Origin of the sequence: Mesorhizobium sp. YL-MeA3-2017 (genome assembly GCF_030814575.1) — a bacterium.
GTDB lineage: Bacteria > Pseudomonadota > Alphaproteobacteria > Rhizobiales > Rhizobiaceae > Mesorhizobium > Mesorhizobium terrae.
On record NZ_JAUSVH010000002.1, the window covers coordinates 208,824 to 225,319 of the forward strand.

Consider the following 16,496-nt stretch of genomic DNA (forward strand, 5'->3'; position numbering starts at 1 on the left):
GATCTTCTTCGCCTCACACAATGAGCCGCGCGGCCTTTCCATGCCGTCGCTCGGCGTCGTTGTAATAGCGCGAGGCCTGTTGCACGGAGCGATGTTGCGATTGCTGCATCGCTTCGGGCAGGGGAATGCCGCGCCGTGCCGCTTCAGTCAAGAATCCGGCGCGCAGGCCGTGGGCGCTGAACTCCTGTGGATCGAGCCCGCACTGGAGGATGCGCCGTTTCAGGATGAGATTGACGGCCTGTGGCGTAAGAGCCCTTCGTTCAAGGTGACCCCAACGGTCGATGCGACGGAAAACGGCCCCTTCGGTGATCCCTGCGCGCGCCAGCCAGTCGTCCAGGGCCGCGACGGGCCTGCCTATTAGCAAGACGAATGCGCTGTCATCGGCCTCGGTAGTCTTGGTCCGGCCAAGATGGATACTCACGCACGGCAGGAGGGCGCTATGGGGGTTGTCCGGATCGGCCGGGACGGGATCTTGTTCCATCAGTTGAGCAATACGCAGCGAGGAGACTTCGCTGCGGCGACGGCCGCCGGAGGCGAAGGCGACCATCAGCAGCGCCCGATCGCGGACATCCACGAGGCGGTCGCCGGCGCAGGCCTTCAAAAGCGCGCCGAGCACGTCGGCCGTGACGGCCTTGGCGCTTTTTCGATGCCGTGGGCGCAAACTCGCCCGCACCGCGAGTTTCGTCGCGTTGCGCAGTCGCGGCGCGTTGAACTTGCCTTGCAGTCCGCGCCACTGCGTAAGCGTCGACCAGCTCGACAGGCGCCGGCGGACCGTGCTGGGGGAGTGAGGTCCTTTGGCCCTCAATAGCCCTGCTTGCATCAATGCCGCGCTCACGTCCGCGGGCATACCATGCGTCGGATCAGTCTCGCGCCGGGCCGGATCCCACAGATGATGCGCCAGGAATTTTAACAACAACGCCTCAGGGGCCGGCCAGGGCAGGGGATCTGACGTGGCCGCCCTGCACCATGCCTCAAGGTAGGCGAGGTCAGAGGCGAGCGCCCGCATCGAATTCTCGCCGATGCCTTCGCGCGCCAGGTGACGCAGGGTCTCCACATCGTCGTCCGACAGGATCTCGGCCAGGAATTCGCGGCGATCGAACGGCAGCACAGCGTCCAGGGCGTCCAGCGCCTCGGCGCGGCGCAAGACGTCGGCCGAGTTTGAGATCGTTCGAATTCCCCGCATTCCATAGCTCCCTTCAACGCCCGAGCCATGGATTTTGGCTGATTTGCGCGGCGAAAGCTATCATTATCGATAAGAGATACTTATCGATAGTTATATTGCATCTTAGGAAAATCTCCTGCAGGTCAACTTAGATGCCAGATAGCTTGACTAAGCCGAATCATCTATCGTGAAAACAATGGCTTACGCGCTCGACCATCTGCCCCTGGAAAGCCTGATCGGCCCGGTTGCCCGCACGACCGAGGTTTTGGCGCGTCTCGACGAGCGCCTGGCCCGCTCGCCCGTCCGCGACGGCTTCTTCGAACGCCAGCATTTTGCCGACGCGGCCGCGGCACTGTGGCTCGAGGGCGAACTCGTCCACCTCGAGGACCTCGTCCTGCACGACGCCCACATGGATATCCGCACCCCGACCCACGAGCTCACCCGGGCGCACGCGGTGCTGCGAACCCGCCGGCGGATTTTTGCCCAAAGGCCCGACTGGGCGCTCGGCCGTGACGGTTTGTTGGCGCTGACCGGCCGCGGCGGCGCCATGCCGGCGGCGTCGGCCCAAAGGAATCGGGACAGGGAGGGGGCTGATCCCGGCACCGTTGAAGCCGATGGTCGCGATGTTGCCGAGGACGATCTGCTGGCCGAAGAATTTGCCGAGATCGATGCCGTCCTGGCGCGCACCTCAAAGCTTCTCAGCGGCGCCGACGTGTCGGCGAGGACGCCGCGCGCGGACGAGAGGCCAGACCTGATCTACGATCTCGACTGGAACGAAGACGAACGGCTGGCCGAATGGCGCGATGTGATTGCCGGGACACGCGATCTGCCGCTCGTCCTACGCGGCGCCATCCTGCTCGATGCATGGCAAGACATCGAGGTGTTGCAGCATGCCAACTGGCTTGGCCCACTGCTTGTTGCCGCGCTGCTGCGGCAGGAGGGTCTTGCCGCCAACCATCTCGCCTGCTTGAATCTGGGCGCCAAAAACATTCCACGGGAGCGGCGACAGGCGCGCAATCGCAGCGATCGGCTGCTCGCCTGCCTCGACGCCATCCACGACGCGGCGCTTGCTGGCTTGAAGGAGCATGACCGGTTGGTGATGGCGAAAAACCAGGTGGAGCGGCGGCTCAAGCGACGCCGTGCCAGCTCGAAGCTTCCAGACCTGATCGAGCTGGTGCTCTCGCGGCCGCTCGTCTCGACCGGCATGATCCAGGAGCGGCTAAAAGTGACAAAACAGGGGGCGCTCAACCTGGTCGGCGAGCTTGGCCTGCGCGAGATGACGGGCAGGGGAAGGTTTCGGGCGTGGGGGATTGTTTAGGACGGACTCACTGGCACCGTATTTCTCTGGCACGGCGATGACTCCTCATGTCGGGAACCGACAGTAGAGATGCTGGATTACACGTGGAGCATTCGTCAGTAGGTTCCGAAGTGCTGGTCTATTAAGGAATTTTGATTATAGAGTGCGACAGGCGTTGATTTGCCATGGTCGCGCTGGTGGGGGCTCGGGAAGGTCATTGCAATGGCATCGGCACAACAACTGATCGGGCTCGTGAAGAGCCACGCCGAAGGTGATGAAGGTCGGTTCTTCGACCTTGCGATGCAGCTTGCCACAGCCGAGGAACAGAAGGGTCATGCCCGGCTGGCAGAGCAGCTGCGCCAGTGGGCTGAGGCTGGTCAGCAACCTGCGAAGTCTGCGCGGGTCGCGCCCACTCCAATCGCGGCTCCGCGTGGGGACTTAGCGGCCTTCCTCAGCGCAAGCTATCCCACAACTCGGCTGAACGATCTGATCCTGCCGGTGCATATTGGGGATGAGCTCTCCCACATCGTTATCGAGACCAAAATGACGCAAAAGCTGGAAGAGAAAGGTCTGCGTCCGCGTCGACGTTTGCTTCTGGCTGGTCCCCCAGGCACCGGAAAGACGCTAACGGCGGAAGCACTCGCTGGCGAGTTGAAGTTTCCGCTCTTCACCGTCCTCCTCCACGGTCTGATTACGAAATTCATGGGGGAAACCGCACAGAAGCTGCGGATGATTTTCGATGCGGTACGGACAAACCGCGGCATATACCTGTTCGATGAGATTGACGCGCTGGCGGCGTCGCGAGGCGCGGACAACGACATTGGCGAGGCGCGTCGAATCCTGAATTCGTTCCTGCAGTTCCTTGATGAGGACACTGGCCCGTCGATTGTGGTTGCGACCACCAACCTTCCCGAGATTCTCGACCGGGCGGTTCTGCGCCGCTTCGATCTGGTATTGCCCTATCAACTGCCGGACGCAGAGGCGATCGAGAAGGCAATGCGCCGTCGACTGCGAGGCTTTGACGTCGACGCCGTCGACTGGGGGGATGTGGTTGAGCACGCCGAGGGTCTTTCCACAGCCGATGTTGTGGCGGGAGGGGAAGACGCGGCGCGACGTGCGGTTTTGGGCAATTCCAGCGAAATCATGACCTCCGCGGTGGTCGCGTCCCTCGAGCGCCGCCGGTCACTGCATAGCATAGGGGTGGCAACGCATGCCGAGGGACAAACGGCACTTCATTCTCAACGCACTGTCAAAAAGCGAAAAGTTCAAGCCAAAAGGCCAGCCCACAACAAAGCATCCAAGTGATGTTGCTGATCGAGCCGCTCATGCCCAGGCCTTGCTACAGGCGATCGATCATCTTCCCGACGTAAAGGCGGAAGGAAGCGTTGGAGTCTATCTCGATGTCGCTGGAAGGCCGGGCGAGATCATGGTCACCAAAAGCCTCAACGCCAGCGGCTTGTCTCTCCTGCGTTTCGAGCCTGGTCAACCCGCCGCCAACCAACCGCCGCGAGCGACGGTCTTTGCGACCGGCGATGCTCTGACAAAGCTGCGCCAGAAAGTCGACGACTTTGCGACGAAGAACCGTGTAAAGAAGGATGGCACCGAGGGGCGCCCCTTCAATGCGGATCTCGTGCAAAGCATAGGTGCCATCGTCGAGGCAGGACTTCGCGCGCTGTGGCGCAGTCCTTCCGCAAGGTTCCCCGAAGGCGATGTCGCTGTTCCATGGGAATTGTGGCTGGACAAGGCCCAAGCTGCGGGTTTCATCGGAAACGCTGCTGAATACGGGGTTGCCATAGGGGCTGATCGGCTTGAGTTCCCAGAAGACATCGTCGTTATCGGGACCGCCACAAGAGAAGCGCTTGCCTTGGCGGTGCGGCGCCTTGGAGGTGTCCGCGCTCTAGCGGCGCCCACAGTCACCGCCGACTATTTCGACGCAATGCCGATCGAGGAGCAGGCTGACTGGCTCGACAATTTGGCCGGGTGGACGACATTCCAAGTGCTCAACGATCCGGGCTATGTCACGCTGCTCGACAGAGGCGTCAGTCGCGCCCATCCACTTGTTCAGCCTGCCCTCAATGTCGACGACAGGCATGCCGCCAATCCTGCCTGGGATGTTGGGGACTTCGTCGGTCACGGCACGCAACTTGCGGGGCTGGCGCTCTACGGCGACTTGACCGTGGCCCTGCAGACGATGCAGCCGATCGAGATCCGGCACCGGCTGGAGTCTGCAAAGATCATTCCGGACGCGGGTCACAATCCCCATCACCTGCTTGGGGCATTGACCCGCGCCGGTATCAACGCGGCGGAACGCACCGGTGATCGGCGTCGCACCTTCGCCATGGCGAGCACGACGGAGGAGGATACGCCACACGATGGTGCTCCCACCTCATGGTCCAGCGAGGTGGATCAATTGACGGCAGGAGTTTCCGGCGACAAGAAAATTCAGCGACTGATGCTGATTTCGGCCGGAAACACCATCCAGAACATGTTTGGCAACGCCGACTACCTCGCGGCATGTGACCACCCAGACAATGAAATCGAATCGCCGGCGCAGGCCTGGAACGCCGTCTGTGTGGGTGCCTACACCGAGAAGAATGTCCTGCCAGCCGGCGAGCCAGGCACGCCGCTCGCACCAGTCGGCGATCTTGCACCATCGTCGCGAACCGCAAGCTGGTCCTCACATTGGCCGCTGAAACCGGACGTCGTGTTCGAAGGCGGAAACTGGGTGGTCAACGGACCCCCGCCGCCGATGCTACATCCAGCATTGTCTCTTCTGACCACCGACCATACCTTCCCCACCCGCGCGTTCACGACCTGCGGACAAACCAGTGGCGCAACGGCTCTTGCAGCTCGGGCAATTACCGAGCTGTGGTCGGACTATCCAACCTTGTGGCCAGAAACGATCCGGGCAGTCTTTGTTTCCTCGGCTCGTTGGACGCCGCGAATGCGCAGCCATTTGCCTGCAAATCCTGGGAAAGGGCATTTCGCTCCGTTGTTCAAGCGCTATGGATTTGGCGTGCCTGACATGGAAAGGGCGCGTCGCAGCGCCGCCAATGCCCTGACGCTGCTGGTGCAAGATACAATTATTCCATATCGGCCAAGCGACAGTGGCCCGGATCATGTTCACAACGAGATGAAGTTGTTCGAGCTGCCGTGGCCCGTCGAGGCCTTGCGCGGTCTGGTCAACAGCCCGGTCACCCTGAGGGTAGCTCTCAGCACCTTTATCGCGCCCAACCCGTCGGAGCCAGCACGCGGCTCAAAATTCCGCTATGCCTCGCACAATCTGCGCTTCAAGCTCAATCGGCCAAACGAAAGCCGCGCAGCCTTCATTGCGCGCATCAGCAAGGTCGCCGAGCAGCGGGAGGAGGAGCCCGTCGATGAGGACGATGGCTGGACGTTCGGCCGTAATCGTCGCGATGTCGGATCCCTGCAGATTGACCAGCTCACCTGCTTTGCGTCAGACCTCGCTCGCCGCAACATCCTGGCCGTCCATCCTGTTGCCGGGTGGTGGAAAACAAGGGCAATCGAGGACCCACACAAACGGTCGGTGCGGTTTGCTCTGGCGGTAGAGATCGATGCCATCGAAGCTGAAGCGGATCTCTACGCGGAAGTTCAGCAGGCGATCGAGGCGCTCAGTGCGGCGCAGACGGTCGTCGTCTGAAACGATTTTGGTTACAATTCGTATTGTCGCTGGCGACGAGATGTTGAGTGCGCGGACCTTCGCCAGTTTGCTCGGCACAGTGCGTGTTGCGATCAACGCGTGGTGGCAGAGTGGGCAAGGGGGCATACTGCGGTCCAGAACTTTAGCGATGGAGGAAAGTTGGCAGCGAAACGAGATATTGGTGCGTGCTCGGTGAGTTCGCCCACGGCTTGGGCCATGGTACCGCGCGATAGCCGCTGCCAAAAATGTCGGAGGCGGCACGCCCCATATCGATGACTGCGGCGGGTAGTCCTTAACCGCGGGTATGCTCGCATCGATAGCGACGAAGGGAGTTGTGCCGATGGGCGTGCAGGCAGCCGTTCGTCGAAGACTTTGGCGCTCCCTTGCGTCTGGATTGCGGAAAAGCTGCCGCCGCGAACAGGGTCTAGTTGTTTATCGCCCGTGACGGCGCCGATTGATATGCAGCCGTTGACACGCACAGTATACTCAAAGCACGCAGACCACCGCCTTGGCCAATTCCTCCAGTCGATCTTCCCTCAGCCCTGCAACGTTGAAGCGACTGTCACTCACCATGTAAATCCCGAACTCATCGCGCAGCCGTTCAACTTGAGTTTCAGTCAAGCCAAGGCGCGAGAACATACCACGGTGGCTGGCGACGAAATCGAAGCGGTCGGAGTTCGAGTGGCGGCGCAACGCATCTGCCATGCCGTTGCGCAGGTTCAAAATCCGCAATCGCATCTCTTCCAGTTCGTTCTTCCAATTCGCCGCTAGCGCCTCGTCCTCAAGGATGATGCGTATGGTGGCGGCAGCGTGGTCCGGCGGCATCGAATACATAAGGCGCGTCGACATCAGCGCCTGGCTGCCGACGATCTTTGTGCTTGCGGCGTCCTTGCACAAAAGCATCATGGCGCCGACCCGGTCCCGATAGACCGAGAAGTTCTTCGAACAGGAGGTGGCGACCGCCATCTCAGGGACCCTTTTGGCCAGCAGTCGCACAGCGGCCGCATCAGCATCGAGCCCGTTGCCGAACCCCTGGTAGGCAAGGTCGATCAAAGGGAACAGATCTTTCTCGGTGACAAAGTCGGCGATCCTTTTCCACTGATCAATCGTCAGGTCGGCCCCGGTCGGATTGTGGCAGCAGCCGTGCAGAAGAACGATGTCGCCTGGACGAGCGGCGTCCAAACCGCGCACCATTTTGTCGAACTTCACCTTGCCGGTCGCCGCATCGAAGTATGGATAGGCGGCCGTCTTGAGTTGCGTCAGCTTGATGAGTGGCTCATGGATCGGCCAGGTTGGGTCAGAAAGCCAGACAGTTGCCCCAGGCCGCGCCTTGCTCAAAAGCTCCGCAAGGATGCGCAACGCACCGGTGCCGCCCGCAGCCTGGCCACAAAAGATGCGCGAGGGATCTGCACTGTCTGCAAATACCAGTTTCAACATCGCCTTGTTGAAACCTTCGTCCCCGCCCATGCCAAGATAACTCTTGGTCGTCTGGCTGTCATAAAGGCGCTTTTCCGCCTCGCGCACGGCCTGCATGACGACGGTTTCGCCGGTCGCATCCTTGTAGACCCCCACGCCGAGGTCCATCTTGTGCGCACGGGGATCGTCGCGATAAAGGCCGGCCAGCGCCATGATCTTGTCCGCCGCGGCGGCGGTCATCGTTTCAAACATCGTTTCCTCTCAAGATTTCACAGGCCCTGGCTTCACGCTTATCAGCGGATTTGTCGCGAGTTTTCGGCCGCCTCAGGGGATACGGGCTGGGTGGCTCCGCACCACTTGGATCTGCTCTCCCAAGCTCTCAACTCCGAGCCGCATCGTTTCTGCGCCTGTCAGGTAGACAGGCGGCTTTTGTCCCATGCCAACCCCTGGCGGGGTCCCGGTCGCGATAACGTCGCCTGGTTGGAGCGACATGAACTGGCTGACGTAGTGAACCAGATGCGGGACAGGAAAGATCATCGTCTTGGTCGAGCCATCCTGGTAACGCCTGCCGTCCACCTCGAGCCAGATCGAAAGGTTCTGCGGATCAGGAACGTCGTCAGCAGTGACCAGCCACGGTCCAAGGGGTCCGAAGGTGTCGGCGCTCTTGCCCTTGGTCCACTGCCCACCTCGTTCCATCTGGAAGGTGCGCTCAGAAATGTCATTGACGACGCAATACCCAGCCACGTGGGCCATTGCGTCCGCTTCGGCGATATACGCTCCGCCTTTTCCAATCACGACGCCGAGCTCCACCTCCCAGTCGCATTTTGTCGCGCCGCGCGGAATGATGATGCGGTCGTTTGGACCGCAAATGGCCGAAGTGGCCTTCATGAAGATGATCGGCTCGGACGGTGTCGGCAGGTTGGCTTCCGCCGCATGATCGGTGTAGTTGAGACCTATGCAAATGAACTTGCCGATCTGGCCAACACACGGGCCAATGCGATCGACGGTCAGTATAGGAAGACTCTCGATGTCCAGTGCCGATATCCGCGATAATCCTTCCGGTGTCAGAGTCTCGCCGCTCAGGTCCGATATCTGAGCCGACAGATCGCGCGCGTTTCCCTGTTGGTCAAGTATTGCCGGCCTCTCCTGTCCGACCGGACCTATGCGCAGGAGCTTCATGCAAATTTCCTTCTTAGAAGTGTCCGCCTTGGCGACATATGAAGTAAAGTCATGTACGCGTTTTCGGCTTGCACTCCCACGGTCTTGGTTGCGCCATGTATTCGCGTGCCAAGGCTTCGTAGTGATGAGCATTCTTGGGAAGATCGCCGGCGACGCCGTCGTCCAGATTGCGCACGAGCCGGGCAGGAGAGCCCATCCACATGGTCCGCTCGGGAACAATCTTTCCCGACGTGACCAGTGATCCTGCGCCGATCAGTGATTGGCATCCGATGCGGGCATTGTCCAAAACGATCGCGCCCATTCCAATCAAGGCCCCATCGTCGATCGAACAGCCATGGACGATTGCGCGATGCCCAATGGTGACGTGGCTTCCTATTATAAGCTGGTTTCCCTCGTCTCCATGCATGACCGCGCCATCCTGCACATTGGAGCCGCGTCCGATGCGTATCGGGCAAACGTCGCCGCGCAATACGGCGCCAGGCCATATGCTGCATTCGGCTGCGATCTCGACATCCCCGATGATCACCACATTGGGGCCGATGAATGCTGAAGGATCAATCTTCGGGCTGTGGCCTCGGAAGGGCAGGATTGAGTTGCTAGAACTTCGCATCGTGCCGGCTCTCCTCGTGTTGGGCCAGGGCGCGCGTGAGGCGCTATGGGCCGGAGTGGACTGCCGGCTCGTCGTAAATTGACAGCAAGACCCGCAGCGCCTGCAGTCCATCCTCGCCTCCGATCGTTGGAGGCGTATCTGATCGAACGGAATTCATGCAGTCCTCGAGCTGTGTGGCGAAATGACCGAATGCAGGACGCCCCTCCAGTTCAATGCGGCGCGGACCCTTGCCCTGGTTAAGAAACAGAGCATTCGCGTAATGAAAAATTCGAAGTGATCCCTCGGTTCCATATACTGCGATTGAGCCCGGCTCGTTTTCCCACTGCCCAGCGGACGTGATTGATCCGTCGGTCAGCCAACCCTGGCCACCACTGAACATGCCTTCATTGGGCAGCGAGGCGCTATAGGTGGCAGCGTTGTAAAGCAGATGGCCTGTGGCGCCGTCTGGGAAGGTGAGAGCCATGAATTCCGACTGCACCGGGGCGCCCGAAATCTGCCCCGAGCCGACAGCTCTGTCGGGTGCCGACCCCATGAACCAAGAGAAGACATCAATTAGATGTATGCCGTGGTCGACAAGGCCCATGCCGGCTCCCCCCGGGCCACCAAGAGGGTAATGGATCGGCGCCAGCTGGCTGTAACGCTCCAGGCCCTGGCCTCCAATGAGTTGTTCGCTCATCAGTTGAACCCGGCCGATCGCCCCTTGCTGGATAAGCTCATAAGCTTTGCGGATCGCCGGCAGGTAGCGATAGCAAGAGCCGTAAAACAGTTTCACGCCGGCGTTGCGGCACGCGGCAATCATGGCTTGGCCGTCAACCAACGTCACGGCGAGCGGCTTCTCACAAAAAACGTCGACTCCGACCCGCGCTGCTGCCTCCACGATCTCGCGATGCGTGGATGCAGGAGTCAAGACCATGACAAGGTCAATGCCGCCATCGCGAAGCAACTCGTCATATTCCTTGTAGGCCCGTGCATTGTAGGCCTGGGCTGTCCTTTCAGCGATCTCTGCGCGGGTGTCGCATACCGACACGACAGCGACATCCTCGATGAGGCGGAGCGCCTCCAGCTGGCATTCGGCCACCACGCCCAGACCAACAAGACCAATCCGAAATTTCGCGGTCATGTCATGTCCTCGAATGTCAATGCCGGCGCAAACCGAGCATCTTGCGTGCCTCGTCCGGCGTAGCCACCTCGAAGCCCATGAACTCGATGATGGTGCGGGCTCTGGCAACGAGCTCGCCGTTGGTCGCGAAGACACCACGCTTGAGATAAAGGTTGTCTTCCAGGCCAACCCGGACGTTGCCTCCCAGGATCACTGATTGAGCCACCATTGGCATTTGCATGCGAGCGATGCCAAAAGCGGCCCAATGAGCCTCAGGCGGCAAAAGACTGCGCATGTAGAGCAGGGTCTCGGTCGTCGCCGGAAGCCCCCAACTCGTGCCCATCACGATCTGATACATCGGAGGCTGGTCAAAGAACCCGTCGGCCAGCATCTTGTTGGCAAGCAGGACATCGCCTGGTGCGAAGACCTCGATCTCCGGCTTCACCCCCAGTTCTTGGAAGTGCTTGGCCATCTTGCGTAGCGTGGCCTGCGTATTCAGATAGACATACTCTTTTTCGCCATCCAACTGATTTTGTGTCGTCACATCGATCGAGCACATTTCGGGCCGGATCATTTCAATGTGGCGCACGCGCTCCGCGGCTGAGGCAACGTCGGAGCCAGGCCCGGCCCTGCTTTCGTCAGCTGGGTCAGGCCGGAATATCCCGCCACCTCCGCAGGTGACGTTCATTATCGCCTTAACGCCGTTGTCGCGGACACGAGTGGCCATATCCAGGAACAAATCCGCGTCGCGGGTACCATCGCCGGTCTTGGGATTGCGCACGTGCAAATGCACCGCTGTTGCGCCTGCTTGCTCGGCTTCGAGTGCTGAGTCGGCTATCTGCTGGGGCGTTATGGGAAAGTTAGGATGAGCCTTGTTATACTGGTTCTCTCCAACAACGGCGCAGGTGAGTATTACTTTTCGGGACATTTCCGACACCTTTCGCCGGCGGTTGCTATGCGCTATGATTCTGAGATCACAGAAGACGGTTACCCCTGGACAATCTCGAAGTCAATCTGCAAAAAGGCGAATCTCGGTTGGGAAGTCGGGTTGGCTAGGAAATTGGTGAAAAGTCACGCACGCAAGACCCGCTCCGCGGCAGGACGACCCAAGGGGTCAGCGCCTCCATTGCCCAAAATCGTTTCCGCGCAAGGAACATCGGTCGAACGACAAGTCTACGGCGCGATCCGCTTTGCTTTGATGAGCGGAGCTATCCAGCCGGGCGCCCGGTTGACCATACGCTCGCTTTCAGAAGAACTTGGCGTAAGCCCTACGCCAGTGCGAGAGGCGCTGAAACGGCTCGAGGCCGACGGCGCGGTAACGGGCCGCAACAAGAGCGCGTTTGTCGTCTATGACCCGGATAAGGTCGATTTCGAAGAATTATTTGAAATACGCCTGGCGCTCGAATGCCAAGCAATTCGACGTGCCGCTAAGAAGGCTCGCCGCGATGATATCAACCTTCTCAGGCGTATGACCGAAGATTATCACAAGATCTTAACTGGCAAGGAGCGCTCAGTCCAACGGGCTCTCTCAGAGAATTTTCGATTTCACTTCGAGGTCTACAGACTGTCTGGGTCTACGATGTTGGTCGAGCTGATTGAGACATTGTGGCTTCGCATAGGCCCAACCCTGCAACGATATATGCCCTCACACGGCAACATCAGTTTCCACAACAAAATGATCGACGCCCTCGCTATGAATCAGCCCGACTTGGCGGCCGACGCTTTGCGAGATGACTTGACTGCGGCCCACGACGTCATCGTCGCCCAATTGCCAGATCGATCCTAAGGCTTCCTTCCGTTCGCCGCGGTGGCTCATCGGCAGCGGGTTGCCAACGAAGGATACCTGCCCTGACAGTGAGCAGATGCAGGCCCGCCATTGTCCTCCGCGAAATCATGAGACTGCGCGCAGCGCCTGCGTCCTCGCTTCATCGATGACCAGTTCCGATCCGACGGCCGAGGCAGATAACGCCACGCCGTAAACCGAGCTGGCGCGTTCTACTGTAACCAGACCCTCGCGAACGTCGTGCAGGACCTTGTGCGGATCGCGGTTCTTCGGATCTCCATAGCCACCGCCGCCAGACGAATGGGAAATTATCGTTTCACCTGGCCGTAGCGTTTCGCTGTGACAGGCCGGGAGGGTGGTAAGGGTACCGTCGAGATTGCGCCGGTAGGCTGCCGCACAGGCCCCGTTGCCGCCTCCGAAAGCGCCCTCAGCAGGGTTTACGGTACCATCCGAGGCGTAGATCACCGTCATGGTGCAATCCTCGGTCGGTCCGAACTCGACCTCGACAGAAGATGCTCCACGATACATGCCGGCGCCATCGCTGTCCACGATGAGACGGCGGCTCACTATGATCATTGGATGATGCAATTCGTCGACTTCGACACTGTCTTGTCGTGAAAGTCCGGCGTTGCCTGAATGGATCATAGTCAAAAAGCCGTCGGTGACCGGCGTGCCGGCGCCACCCGTGGCACCCAGCATAAGCTGGTTGACGAACCGCTCTCCGGTGCGGGGATCCACACCCGAAATTACCCCTGTCGCAGGGGGGATGATTGGACCGGTCTCAGCCATGCCGAATCCTGGGGCAATTTGGGCGATGCCTCTTTGGACGGATGTCGAGACGCGGTCTGCAACATTGGTTGTCGCCACCGAGCAGGAGAAAGGATGCCGAGGAATGCCTACCACGCAGTTCTCGCGCAACCGGATGGAAATACGCCGGAAGCTCCCGGCATTGGCCGGTACCGTGTGATCGATAATGCCGTTGTAGACGCCGATCATCGCGGCCGTGCGGGAACACCCTTCTGACAGATTGAGGCCGCACGGCTGACAATCGACGTTGTCGGCCAGATCGATGGCAATTCGGCCCGCTTCGGCATCTATTTCTAACGTCACGCTGACCGGTATTCCGTCCGGTACGCCGGGGAACGGGTCGTGCCCCGATTTGACCGTCGCGCGTCCGGACGTGAGGCGCCGGATTGCCTGAACCATCTTCGCTTCCGAATAGTCGAACCATGCTTCCGTATAAGAGGACAGTGCGTCCCAGCCATGCTTTTCTCCCAAGGCCAGAAGTTCCCGCTCACCAATCCGGACCGCGCCCAAGGTTGCGAGATAATCGCCCCACCATTGCTCGGGCACGCGGATACGGGCCTTGCACATGCGAATGAGGTCATCATTGTCCTGGTAGTCGGATTGGATCTTTGCGGCAGAGAAGATGAGGGCTCCTTCCTCATAGACATCCCGGGCATCACCCATGTAGGTCGTAGGCTTCGAGTTGCCGCAATCGGCTTGATGGGCCTTGGCCAATACGAAGAAACGCACAATTCCGTCGTCGTCCACGACGGGCACAATCAAACAATGGTCGGCAGGGTGCGAGTTGCCTTCATAGGGGCTGTTATGGAGCAAGCAGTCGCCACGTTTAAGAACGGGATGATGCTGGCGCACCGCCTGACACATGAGGTCAGGACCCGCAAGTGTATGAATGGGCAAGCTCTCCGCCGATGCAAGAAGTCGGCAATCGGCGGTGAGAATGACGCAGGAGAAATCATGTGCGGTGTTCAAAACGCCGGACCGCGCTGTTCTGAACAGCGTATTTTGCATCTTGCGCGCGATGCTCTCGAAGCGGCTTGCCAGGATAGCCATCTTGACACCGTCAGCACGAGAATTCGAGGCGGTTGTTTCCATGGTGGCTCTCCTCAAAAGGTAATGCGCAGTCCGCCGTCTTTGGTACGCGCGGCCTTTGTGTCCGGATCGACGACCACAGTTGTGAAAGAAGATTCAATGATAGCAGGCCCTGCAACCATGGTTTCGGGCTCCATCGTTTCAAATCTGATCACATCGGTGTCTTGCCAGCCGGTTTCGTAGAAGTAGACCTTACGTTTTAAGACATGGCTGGTGCCGGAAGCAAAGGGCAGGCGGCCGGTTCCTGCCTGGCGGATCTTGCAACTCACCTTGGCCCGCCAGGTGACAAATTCGATATCAGATTGCTCATCCGAAATTTCGAATATGGCTAAATGAGTCTGGTGGAAAGCCGATCTCAATGCATCGAGGTCGTTTTCGTCGACCAGCCTGTTTGCGGACAATGGCACTTCGATTTCCCAAATCTGGTGCATGTAGCGAGCCTCGACTGAGAAGTCGATTGAGACCTCCAGCGCATCGCCTCCGGGCCCATCTGCAAATTCCCTGCAACGGTTCTCAAGATCTTCGAGTATTCCGTTGACAGCGGTGTAATCGAATTGGCGAGTTGTGGTGTACGACATGCGAGCATAGTCGGACGTGATGTCCGACATCAGCGCTCCGGCGGCTGATAGGACGGAGCCTGCTTCGGGAATGAGCACGCCCGCGCAACCCAGCCGGCGCCCAACCGCGACAGCGTTGAGACCAGCCGCCCCGCCGCCGCCGATCAACACCGAATCGGACGGATCGATCCCCTGATTGACGGTGATTTCGTCAATTGCGCCGACCATTTTCTCTGTCGTGAGAGCAAGAACAGCGGCCGCCGCCTCTTCGATGGCCAAGCCGAGCTTGTCAGCAACGTTCTCCTTCAGAGCTTTGCGAGCCGCTTCCTTGTCCAGCACGATCCGGCCACCAAGGAAGAAATCGGGGTCAATGTATCCGAGGATGATAGAACAATCCGTAACTGTGGGTTCGACACCGCCTTTGCCGTAGGCAACCGGCCCGGGTGTCGATCCCGCACTTTGCGGGCCGACGCGCAGCAGCCCGCCTTCGTCGACCCATGCAATCGAGCCGCCACCGGCACCGACGCTTTTAACGTCGACCGACGGGAAGCCGGTCATATGTCCCCGGAACCGCTGTCCGATCCATGTTTCTCGGGTCCATGGAATGCGACCATCACGAACAAGACTGACATCGTATGTTGTGCCGCCCGTATCGGCCACGATCGCGGCCGCGCCACCAAAGTCGCGAGCGGCGTAAAAGCGCCCTGCGACAGGGGCCATTGACGGGCCGGAGTTAATAGAATGGATTGGCGCACGCGCAACTGCTGCGGCATCCATGATGCCGCCGCTGGAAGTCACCATCAGGGCCCGGCCCGTGAAACCGGCGGCTTTCAGCCGCCTGGTGAGACCATTGAGATAATTAAACATCAGAGGCTTCAGCGAGGCGTCGATCACAGTCGCGGATGCGCGCCTATACTCGCGCAGGGTCGGGTTCAACGCGTGCGAGAGCGTGTAGGGAACGCCAGGCATGTGCACGTCGAGGAGTTCTCCGACCCGCTTCTCGTGGGCGTTGTTGACAATAGACCACAGCAAACAGACGCCTACGGCCTCAACGCGCCGGGCTTTCATTGCCTGGATGGTTCTGATCACCGCATCTTCATCGAGCGGTTTCCTGATGGTACCTTTGGCGTCGACTCGGCCAAACACCTCAAAAGTAAGCTCGCGCGGCACGTAAGGTTCTGGATAGGCAACAGTGAAGTTGAACGGCTCCATCCGTCCACCTTCGCGGAGCATCAGGATGTCGGGATGGCCTTCGGTCGTAAGGAACGCCGTGCGCGCAACGTGGCCAGTGAGGATGGCGTTGATTGCCCTTGTGGTGCCGTGGATGAAAGTGTCCGCGCCGCTTAGGAATTCGGATAGCTCTTGCCCTCCATCCTCGGCTGCAAGCGTCAAGGCATCAAGCACGCCTCTCACCGGATCGTCCGGCGTTGTGGAGGCTTTGAAGAGCCGAATGCTGTTACCTCTCTCCACAACGAGATCGGTGAAGGTTCCGCCGGTGTCACAAGCCAGGCGCATCCAGATATCTCCCTGCCCGCCGCCTCTGCATTCATATGCAATCGAAATTTCATTTATGAGATCACAGAAGTGGGCGTTATGGAAGCGCGTTTATTTTCCTTCCATCAAAGAATGATCAGCGGCGGGCGCTACCAACGATATTATGGGGCTGCCATGGAGTCGCCCATACGAGCAGTCTAGGCTCCTCGGTCCACAACTTAGCTGGCTTGGATCATTCGGTATCCAGGACATTGCTCCCCAATAGGCATGAGCTGTGAGCAACCTTGCCGTCGCGGGCGTGGCCGATCCTCCATCTCAATAGGCTAACCACGATTCGGTCGG

The 16,496-nt window shown here is 59.7% G+C and carries 12 protein-coding genes; 4 read left to right on the forward strand and 8 right to left on the reverse strand.

From position 1 onward, the window contains the following. Positions 1 to 13 precede the first annotated feature (13 nt). On the reverse strand, positions 14 to 1,183 hold the full coding sequence (locus tag QFZ88_RS27100) for a site-specific integrase (protein WP_065997227.1): 1,170 nt from the start codon (positions 1,181 to 1,183) through the stop codon (positions 14 to 16). Positions 1,184 to 1,358: 175 nt separating this feature from the next. Between QFZ88_RS27100 and QFZ88_RS27105 the strand changes: the two genes are divergently transcribed. The 3 genes from QFZ88_RS27105 to QFZ88_RS27115 all read left to right on the forward strand — a co-directional run bounded on the left by QFZ88_RS27105 (position 1,359) and on the right by QFZ88_RS27115 (position 6,120). Next, entirely contained in the window at positions 1,359 to 2,480 is a 1,122-nt protein-coding gene (locus tag QFZ88_RS27105) for an RHE_PE00001 family protein (protein ID WP_065997226.1), read from the forward strand. Between the two features lie 201 nt (positions 2,481 to 2,681). Then, positions 2,682 to 3,764: an AAA family ATPase gene (locus QFZ88_RS27110; RefSeq protein WP_065997224.1), complete on the forward strand. Its 1,083-nt coding sequence runs from the start codon at positions 2,682 to 2,684 to the stop codon at positions 3,762 to 3,764. Continuing rightward, on the forward strand, positions 3,670 to 6,120 hold the full coding sequence (locus tag QFZ88_RS27115; RefSeq protein ID WP_245317458.1) for a S8 family peptidase: 2,451 nt from the start codon (positions 3,670 to 3,672) through the stop codon (positions 6,118 to 6,120). The genes QFZ88_RS27110 and QFZ88_RS27115 overlap by 95 nt, the downstream gene beginning before the upstream one ends. 486 nt (positions 6,121 to 6,606) lie before the next feature. On the opposite strand, the gene QFZ88_RS27120 is transcribed toward QFZ88_RS27115, so the two are convergent. The 5 genes from QFZ88_RS27120 to QFZ88_RS27140 form a co-directional block, all read right to left on the reverse strand. Next, the gene (locus QFZ88_RS27120; protein WP_065997222.1) at positions 6,607 to 7,788 is read right to left on the reverse strand and encodes an aromatic amino acid transaminase; all 1,182 of its coding nucleotides are present in this window, start codon (positions 7,786 to 7,788) and stop codon (positions 6,607 to 6,609) included. 72 nt (positions 7,789 to 7,860) lie between these two features. Further along, positions 7,861 to 8,715: a fumarylacetoacetate hydrolase family protein gene (locus QFZ88_RS27125; protein WP_065997220.1), complete on the reverse strand. Its 855-nt coding sequence runs from the start codon at positions 8,713 to 8,715 to the stop codon at positions 7,861 to 7,863. Positions 8,716 to 8,764: 49 nt separating this feature from the next. Then, the gene (locus tag QFZ88_RS27130) at positions 8,765 to 9,325 is read right to left on the reverse strand and encodes a gamma carbonic anhydrase family protein (protein ID WP_065997218.1); all 561 of its coding nucleotides are present in this window, start codon (positions 9,323 to 9,325) and stop codon (positions 8,765 to 8,767) included. A gap of 43 nt (positions 9,326 to 9,368) precedes the next feature. After that, positions 9,369 to 10,445 carry a Gfo/Idh/MocA family protein gene (locus QFZ88_RS27135; RefSeq protein ID WP_065997216.1) on the reverse strand — a complete coding sequence of 359 codons (1,077 nt, stop codon included), beginning with the start codon at positions 10,443 to 10,445 and terminating at the stop codon, positions 9,369 to 9,371. 16 nt (positions 10,446 to 10,461) lie between these two features. Further along, positions 10,462 to 11,352 carry a 3-keto-5-aminohexanoate cleavage protein gene (locus QFZ88_RS27140; RefSeq protein ID WP_065997214.1) on the reverse strand — a complete coding sequence of 297 codons (891 nt, stop codon included), beginning with the start codon at positions 11,350 to 11,352 and terminating at the stop codon, positions 10,462 to 10,464. A 27-nt stretch (positions 11,353 to 11,379) separates the two neighbouring features. Between QFZ88_RS27140 and QFZ88_RS27145 the strand changes: the two genes are divergently transcribed. After that, entirely contained in the window at positions 11,380 to 12,210 is an 831-nt protein-coding gene (locus QFZ88_RS27145; protein WP_179654254.1) for a GntR family transcriptional regulator, read from the forward strand. 105 nt (positions 12,211 to 12,315) lie between these two features. Here the strand turns inward: QFZ88_RS27145 and QFZ88_RS27150 are convergent, their stop codons facing one another. After that, positions 12,316 to 14,106 carry a hydantoinase B/oxoprolinase family protein gene (locus QFZ88_RS27150; protein ID WP_065997207.1) on the reverse strand — a complete coding sequence of 597 codons (1,791 nt, stop codon included), beginning with the start codon at positions 14,104 to 14,106 and terminating at the stop codon, positions 12,316 to 12,318. An 11-nt stretch (positions 14,107 to 14,117) separates the two neighbouring features. Beyond that, positions 14,118 to 16,175 carry a hydantoinase/oxoprolinase family protein gene (locus tag QFZ88_RS27155; RefSeq protein ID WP_179654252.1) on the reverse strand — a complete coding sequence of 686 codons (2,058 nt, stop codon included), beginning with the start codon at positions 16,173 to 16,175 and terminating at the stop codon, positions 14,118 to 14,120. Positions 16,176 to 16,496 lie beyond the last annotated feature (321 nt).